The 7,207-nt window shown below is 50.1% G+C and carries 7 protein-coding genes; all 7 read right to left on the bottom strand.

What is annotated here, in order from left to right:
• Positions 1–298: 298 nt before the first annotated feature.
• Complete coding sequence (locus tag DXT99_RS20645) at positions 299–817, bottom strand: NADH-quinone oxidoreductase subunit J family protein (RefSeq protein WP_115567486.1); 519 nt, start codon at positions 815–817, stop codon at positions 299–301.
• 4 nt (positions 818–821) lie between these two features.
• The gene (locus DXT99_RS20640) at positions 822–1,331 is read right to left on the bottom strand and encodes a NuoI/complex I 23 kDa subunit family protein (RefSeq protein ID WP_115567485.1); all 510 of its coding nucleotides are present in this window, start codon (positions 1,329–1,331) and stop codon (positions 822–824) included.
• A 74-nt stretch (positions 1,332–1,405) separates the two neighbouring features.
• A complete protein-coding gene (nuoH, locus tag DXT99_RS20635) occupies positions 1,406–2,473 on the bottom strand; it encodes an NADH-quinone oxidoreductase subunit NuoH (RefSeq protein ID WP_115567484.1) in 1,068 nt (355 codons plus the stop codon).
• A gap of 3 nt (positions 2,474–2,476) precedes the next feature.
• Positions 2,477–3,457 carry a 2Fe-2S iron-sulfur cluster-binding protein gene (locus DXT99_RS20630; RefSeq protein WP_115567483.1) on the bottom strand — a complete coding sequence of 327 codons (981 nt, stop codon included), beginning with the start codon at positions 3,455–3,457 and terminating at the stop codon, positions 2,477–2,479.
• A 296-nt stretch (positions 3,458–3,753) separates the two neighbouring features.
• A complete protein-coding gene (gene nuoF, locus DXT99_RS20625; RefSeq protein WP_115567482.1) occupies positions 3,754–5,100 on the bottom strand; it encodes an NADH-quinone oxidoreductase subunit NuoF in 1,347 nt (448 codons plus the stop codon).
• Between the two features lie 200 nt (positions 5,101–5,300).
• On the bottom strand, positions 5,301–5,840 hold the full coding sequence (locus DXT99_RS20620) for an NADH-quinone oxidoreductase subunit NuoE family protein (protein WP_115567492.1): 540 nt from the start codon (positions 5,838–5,840) through the stop codon (positions 5,301–5,303).
• Positions 5,841–5,909: 69 nt separating this feature from the next.
• On the bottom strand, positions 5,910–7,154 hold the full coding sequence (nuoD, locus tag DXT99_RS20615) for an NADH dehydrogenase (quinone) subunit D (protein ID WP_181885204.1): 1,245 nt from the start codon (positions 7,152–7,154) through the stop codon (positions 5,910–5,912).
• Positions 7,155–7,207 lie beyond the last annotated feature (53 nt).

Genomic DNA, 7,207 nt, shown 5'->3' with positions numbered 1-7,207 from the left:
CGTCAGCACCCGATTGCGCGTGAAGTCCCTGTCGCTCTGACGGTACTTCTCCTTAAAATCATCGCTGCCTATCATGACGCGCAAACGCTTCAAAATCTCCAGGTTCTTTTTTTAATACTCATAATGCATAGCCTTTTGCAGAGTTTTACGAAAAATCCCTTAAGTTGACGGCATTGGGTCACGACCTGTCCGTACGAGAGTTCATGCGTTTAAAAGCTTGAAACAGGTTATTTATTTATAAAGCAAAAGAGCCAGCTCATTACTGCACTGGCTCTTTTAGTATGTTGTTGTTGTCTTCTTAGAAGTGCTGTTCTCCGGTCTCTTTCTTACCTAGCATTACAGCACCGACCATGGCTACCAGGAAAAGTACGGAGGCTAACTCGAAAGGGAGCAGGTATTCTGTGAAGAGAACTACGCCCAGGCTTTCCACCATACCAATCTGTGAGTCGTAGGTTTCCGCATTATAACCCGCTATCTCTGTATCTTTTAAGGCTGCTATCATCACCACAAAAAGCAAGCCGCCAGCTATAGTGCCTGCTATTTTACTTAAAGTGGAGGTTTTTACTTCTTTCTCTGACTCTTTGCTCATGTTCAGGAACATAATCACGAACAGGAACAGTACCATGATAGCACCGGCGTACACAATGATGTTCACGGCAGCCAGGAACTGTGCATTCAGCAGAATATAATGGCCGGAGATGGTAAAGAACGTGATGATCAGGAACAGTACGCTATGTACCGGGTTCTTGGATATCACGACCATCAGGGCGCAAAGCAGTGTAAGCGAAGCAAGAAAGAAAAACAGGCTCTCAGACATGGGATTATTTAGTTTCAGTAGTTTTTAACGGCTCTACCAAGCGGTCTTTGCCATAAATGAATTCATCGCGTTCGTAGCGGGCAGGAGCAAGCTTGTCGTCCTGCAGAAAGATAGCTGCTTTCGGGCATGCTTCCTCGCACATTCCGCAGAAGATGCAACGCAGCATGTTCACCTCGTAGGTTACTGCATACTTCTCTTCGCGATACAGGTGCTCTTCGCCAGCCTTGCGCTCTCCGGATGTCATGGTGATGGCTTCTGCCGGACAGGCCACAGCACATAGGCCGCAGGCAGTACAGCGTTCAGCACCCTTCTCGTCACGTTTTAGCACATGCAGGCCACGCCATACTTCGCTGCGCTCACGCGTTTGCTCCGGGTACTGTATGGTTGCTTTTTTTCTGAAGAAGTGTTTGAGGGTGATGCCAAGTCCTTGGGCGATAGCCGGCAGATACGCGCGCTCTGCGAACGTCATCGGCAGCTTCTCTACGTTCTTCCTTCTATTTGATAGTGGTTCCATTTGTTTCAGCTTATGATTGTCGTCGTGTGTGTCTCCTGTCTAAACAGAGAGAACACGGACATCATTCAAATTTGTTAAAATAAGTAATCTTTCAGCAGGATACCGCCGCCTGTCAGGATAATGTTCAGGATAGCAAGCGGAATCAGAATCTGCCAGCCCAACTTCATTAGTTGGTCGTAGCGGAAGCGTGGCAGCGTCCAGCGTACCCACATAAAGAAGAAGATGAACAGGAATATCTTCAGAAACATTACCCCTACACCAAGCAGCGTCACGATGTTGTTGGCCGTAACGGCGCTTTCAGTGACATTGGTTAACCAAACTTGCAACTCCGCCATGAAGGGGAAATTATAGGCCCCGAAGTAAAGCGTCGCCATCACGGCTGATACCACAAAAATGTTGATATACTCCGCAAACAGGTACATACCCAGTTTCATAGAGCCATACTCTGTGTGGTAACCACCAATCAGTTCTGCCTCACTCTCCGGTAAGTCGAAGGGGGTACGGTTTGTCTCGGCAAAGGCACATACCAGGAAAATAATAAAGCCCAGCGGTTGGTACCAGATGTTCCAGTTGAAGCCTGCCTGCTGCTCTGCAATGTCACGAAGTGAGAGTGAGCCGCTCAGCATCAGCACTGCTATCAGCGAAAGGCCCATGGCCAGTTCGTAGCTGATGTTCTGTGAAGCAGCACGGATAGCACCCAGCAGCGAGAATTTGTTGTTGGAAGCCCAGCCACCAATCATCAGACCATACACACCAAGCGAAACGACACCAAATATATAAAGCACCCCGATGTTTACCTCAATTGCCTGCAGAAACAACTCACGCCCGCCTACTATCAACATGTCACCAAACGGTATTACCGCACTGGACATGGTAGCCACCAGCATCGCGATGCCCGGGCCTATGATGAAAAGCGCCTTGCTTGATTTGGCAGGTATAAAGTCCTCTTTAAAGAACAGTTTACCGGCGTCAGCCAACGGCTGCAGCAAACCTGCAGGGCCTGCGCGGTTTGGTCCCACACGGTCCTGGATAAACGCCGCTATCTTACGCTCGAAGTAGGTGGAGTATGTCGCTATCAACAGCGTGATACCGAAAATCACCAGAATGTAAATTCCTTTATATAATAGGTCTACTGACTCCATATGTTATTCCTGAGGCAGGTTTTTCTTAGTGGACACTGGTAAGTTAGGTACAATCGGTACATTCAGAACCGGCAGCTCATAATGATTTGCTGAGATAACAGAAGAACTGTCAATGTGGCGCGGGCCTTCAATTGTCCAGTCGCTGGTTTCTTTTTTGTCGAAACGGCAGGTGTTGCAGATAAACTCCTCCACCTCGTTGTACTGGTCTTTGCGGGCTGTTACACGCAATACTTCCTCGCCACGTGTCCAAAGCGTTACTTTTCCAGAGCAGGTAGGGCAGTCGCGGTGCGCATCGAGCGGTTTCGTGAACCATACACGGTTCTTAAAGCGCCATGTTTTGTCTGTCAGCGCACCTACGGGGCACACGTCGATCACGTTTCCGGAGAAGTCGTTGTCCACTACATTCTCGATGTAGGTACCAATTTCCGCTGCATCGCCACGGCCTAATACGCCGTGCACGCGCTTCTCGGTAATCTGGTCAGCGGTATACACGCAGCGGTAGCACAGGATGCAACGCGTCATGTGCAGCTGGATGTAGGGGCCTAGGTCCACTTTGTTGAACGTGCGTCGCTCTTCTTCGAAGCGCTGTGCACTCACGCCGTGCTCGTAAGAAAGGTCCTGCAGGCTACACTCACCGGCCTGGTCGCAGATAGGGCAATCCAGCGGGTGGTTGATCAGCAGCATCTCTACAATGCTCTTGCGGGCATTCAGTACTTCTTCGTTTGTTGTATTCTCTACCACCATACCGTCCTGCACATGCGTGATGCACGAGGCAACCAGCTTTGGCATAGGGCGGGTATCTTTGGCAGAGCCCTGTGTTACTTTTACCAGGCACACGCGGCACTTACCGCCACTGCCCTTCAACGGGCCATAATAACACATGGCAGGCGGCACTATTTTGCCACCGATTTTTCTTGCGGCCTGCAGAATGGTAGTTCCGTCTTCTACCTCTATCTCGATGCCGTCAATTGTTACTTTAGCCATTTTATATTTCGTTGTTCGTTATTCGTTGTTTGTTTTTCGTGAGAAAACAGAACAACACAAACTTATATGCTATACTTAATTACTTTTCTTGTCCTTCATTTTTATCATCCTGAAAGGATCTTGTGTGCTTGTCGCAGAGGCATAACCTCCCGGGGGTAGGGGCCCTCTATTTCAAACAAGTTTCTTTCAGAATGACAGAAAGAAAGGTTTTTCAGACTCATCAGACTGCTGTATCAAGACAAGTACTTGCGACTCATAAAGTCTTATATCTAGCGTCTTAATATTTGTGTCTAAATCTAAGCTGTTACTGCATCCAGCTGGCCGCGGTAAACTGCGCCCGGTGCTGTTGCCTCCTTCGGGTGTTTAATGTGCCACTCAAACTCATCACGGAAGTGACGGATAGCGGCGGCTACCGGCCATGCGGCGGCATCGCCTAACGGGCAGATGGTGTTACCTTCAATCTGCTTGGCAACGCTTACCAGCAGGTCGATGTCCTGCTGATGACCGTGGCCGTGCTCGATGCGATGCAACACTTTCTCCATCCAGCCTGTACCTTCACGGCATGGGCTACACTGGCCGCATGACTCATGGTGGTAGAAGCGGGAGTAGTTCCACGTGTTACGCACGATGCACTGGGCCTCGTCAAAAACGATAAATGCACCGGAACCCATCATAGAGCCTGTTACAAAGCCACCGTCAGACAAAGATTCATAGGTCATCAGGCGGTCTTCACCGGCAGCTGTTTTCAGGATCAGGTTGGCAGGCAGAATCGGAACCGAAGATCCTCCAGGCACGACTGCCTTTAATTGTCTGCCTTTCCAGATACCGCCGCAGTATTCATCAGAGTAGATAAATTCCTCTACCGGCACACCCAGTTCAATCTCATATACACCAGGGTTGTTGATGTTACCGCTGGCTGAAATCAGCTTCGTACCTGTGCTTCGTCCTATACCTACTTTGGCATACTCGGCTCCACCGTTGTTCACGATCCAAGGCACAGAAGAAATCGTCTCCACGTTGTTTACTACCGTAGGGCTCTGGAAAAGACCTTTCACCGCCGGGAACGGAGGCTTGTTACGCGGGTTGCCGCGCTTGCCTTCCAGTGACTCCAGCAAGGCTGTTTCCTCGCCGCAGATGTAAGCACCACCACCCGGAGCCACGTGCAGGTCCAGGTCATAGCCTGATCCCATAATATTTTTACCCAGCAAACCGGCAGCGTATGCCTCGGCAATCGCTTTCTCCAGAATGCGCAGGATAAACATCAGTTCTCCGCGGATGTAGATGTATGAGGTGTTTGCACCTAGCGCATAACTGGACGTAATCATACCTTCAATCAGCCCGTGCGGATTTTTCTCCATGTACCACCGGTCCTTGAAGGTGCCAGGCTCTGATTCGTCGGCGTTGCAGACTAAGTAACGTGGAACGCCCTCTGGTTTTGCCAGGAAGCTCCACTTCATACCCGCCGGGAAGCCGGCACCACCACGGCCGCGCAGGCCGGATGTTTTTACCTCTTCCACCACCTCTTCCGGAGACATCGTTTTCAGGGCTTTCTCTACAGATTTGTAGCCGCCATGCTTACGGTATACCTCCAGCGTCTCGATGCCGGGTACGTTTATATGTTCGGTTAATATCTTAAGTCCCATTTTAGCAGGATATATAGCTTAGCAGTGGCTTTTGAGGGCGTACTGCTGGTTATTTATTTGTTATATGATATAAGGATACTTGACAAGGCTAACTTGTCCAACCACCCCTAACCCCTCCTTGTCCAAGGAGGGGAACTTCTACTTGATGAGTAGCCTTCCTTGATCTTTGTCTTTTGTCAAAGTTTCCTTTGTCAGGTTTGTCAGGATTGTTGTGCCCAGACTGGTGTTTCGTGCTCTTTCTGGCGCATCATGGCCAGGAACTCATCCACGCGCTCCTCAGAGTCGATGTTTTCGTAGAACAGCTCGCGCACCTGCAGCATCGGGCCTGTTCCGCAGGAAGCAAGGCATTCCACCGGCTTCAGCGTAAACATGCCATCTGCCGATGTTTCACCTTCTTCAATGTTCAGCTTCCGCTTCAGCGTGTTGATTAGCTCATCGGCGCCACGCAGGCAGCAAGGGCCGGTGCGGCACACTTCCAGCACATGCTTGCCAACAGGCTTTAAGTTGAACATAGTATAGAAGGTGGCTACCTCATACACCTCAATCGGCTGTATGTCCAGGATCTCAGCTACTTTGTCCATCACCTCCGGGCTTACCCAACCGCCAAACTCAGCCTGCGCAATGTGCAGGATGGGCAGCAAGGCAGACTTATGGCGCCCTTCAGGGTAATGGCTGATGTAGCGCTGTATTTCGGCCATGGCCGCATCAGAAAACTTTACTTCGTTTATAGTCTCTGCCATTGTATTCATTTATCATTTATCAATTACCAAGGAACAATGCGTACTGATAATTGATAATTGTTCTTTATATTAAGCGTCCAGCTCGCCAGCGATTACGTTCAGGCTACTCAGCGTCAGAACGGCATCAGCTAGTTGCCCACCTACAATCATTTCTGTATAAGCCTGGTAATATATAAAGCAAGGTCTGCGGAAGTGCAGTCTGTAAGGTGTGCGGCCACCGTCGCTGAGCAGGTAAAAACCTAACTCACCATTTCCGCCCTCTACACTGTGGTATACTTCGCCTACCGGAATATCTGCCTCTCCCATCACTATTTTGAAATGGTAGATCAAGGCTTCCATGCTGGTGTACACCGCCTGCTTTGGCGGCAGGTAGTAGTGTGGTGCATCGGCGTGGAAAGAGCCTTCCGGCAGGTTTTTATAAGCCTGCTCAATTATCTTCAAGCTTTGCCACACTTCCTCGTTACGTACCAGGAAGCGGTCGTAAGTATCGCCTTTGGAGCCTACGGGGATTTCAAACTCGAAGTCTTCGTAAGAAGAGTACGGGTTCATCACACGCACATCGTAGTCTACACCCGTTGCGCGCAGGTTAGGGCCGGTAAAGCCATAGTTCAAAGCACGCTCAGCCGAGATAGCACCCACATCTGTTGTTCTGTCGATGAAGATACGGTTACGGGTCAGCATTTTCTCGAACTCTGCCCAGGTTTTAGGGAAGCGCTTCAGGAATTCATCAATCAGGTGCAGGGCCTTTGGTGAAAGGTCGCGCTCCATACCACCGATGCGGCCCATGTTCGTCGTCAGACGGGCACCGCATACTTCCTCGTATATATCGTAGATGTGCTCGCGCTCCTGCATTACGTACAGGAAGCCTGTAAAGGCGCCGGAGTCCACACCCAAGATAGAGTTGCAGATAAGGTGGTCCGAGATACGGGCCAGCTCCATCATGATCACGCGGATGTATTGCGCACGCTTAGGTATGGTGATACCTAAGAGTTTCTCTACCGTCATATGGTACCCCATGTTGTTGATGGGTGAGGAGCAGTAGTTCATGCGGTCCGTGAGCGGCGTGATCTGGTAGAACGGCCGGCGTTCTGCTATTTTCTCAAAGGCACGGTGAATGTAGCCGATCGTTGGCACAGCGTCCATGATCTTCTCACCGTCCATCTGAAGGATGTTCTGGAAAATACCATGCGTCGCCGGGTGCGTTGGACCCAGGTTGAGCGTGGTAAGTGGCCTCTCCTCGTGCAGGGCAAGTCCGTGGTCTTTACGGAATTGCTCCAGTTCGGTGAGTTCAGCGGTTTTATTTTCAGTAGCCATTGTGTATATCCTTTGTTATGTGCTGTTATGCTCCTCAGCCGAAGCTTAGGGCC

Origin of the sequence: Pontibacter diazotrophicus (genome assembly GCF_003367245.1) — a bacterium.
In the GTDB taxonomy this organism is placed as follows: domain Bacteria; phylum Bacteroidota; class Bacteroidia; order Cytophagales; family Hymenobacteraceae; genus Pontibacter; species Pontibacter diazotrophicus.
Note: the sequence above shows the minus strand (reverse complement) of the source record. Positions and strands in the feature narration are given on the sequence as shown.

What these genes read in the sequence shown, in the direction of transcription:
- nuoF (WP_115567482.1), bottom strand. Translation starts at nt 5,100, where the DNA reads ATGGGACTTAAGATATTAACCGAACATATAAACGTACCCGGCATCGAG.
- DXT99_RS20645 (WP_115567486.1), bottom strand. Translation starts at nt 817, where the DNA reads ATGTCTGAGAGCCTGTTTTTCTTTCTTGCTTCGCTTACACTGCTTTGC.
- DXT99_RS20640 (WP_115567485.1), bottom strand. Translation starts at nt 1,331, where the DNA reads ATGGAACCACTATCAAATAGAAGGAAGAACGTAGAGAAGCTGCCGATG.
- DXT99_RS20630 (WP_115567483.1), bottom strand. Translation starts at nt 3,457, where the DNA reads ATGGCTAAAGTAACAATTGACGGCATCGAGATAGAGGTAGAAGACGGA.
- DXT99_RS20620 (WP_115567492.1), bottom strand. Translation starts at nt 5,840, where the DNA reads ATGGCAGAGACTATAAACGAAGTAAAGTTTTCTGATGCGGCCATGGCC.
- nuoH (WP_115567484.1), bottom strand. Translation starts at nt 2,473, where the DNA reads ATGGAGTCAGTAGACCTATTATATAAAGGAATTTACATTCTGGTGATT.
- nuoD (WP_181885204.1), bottom strand. Translation starts at nt 7,154, where the DNA reads ATGGCTACTGAAAATAAAACCGCTGAACTCACCGAACTGGAGCAATTC.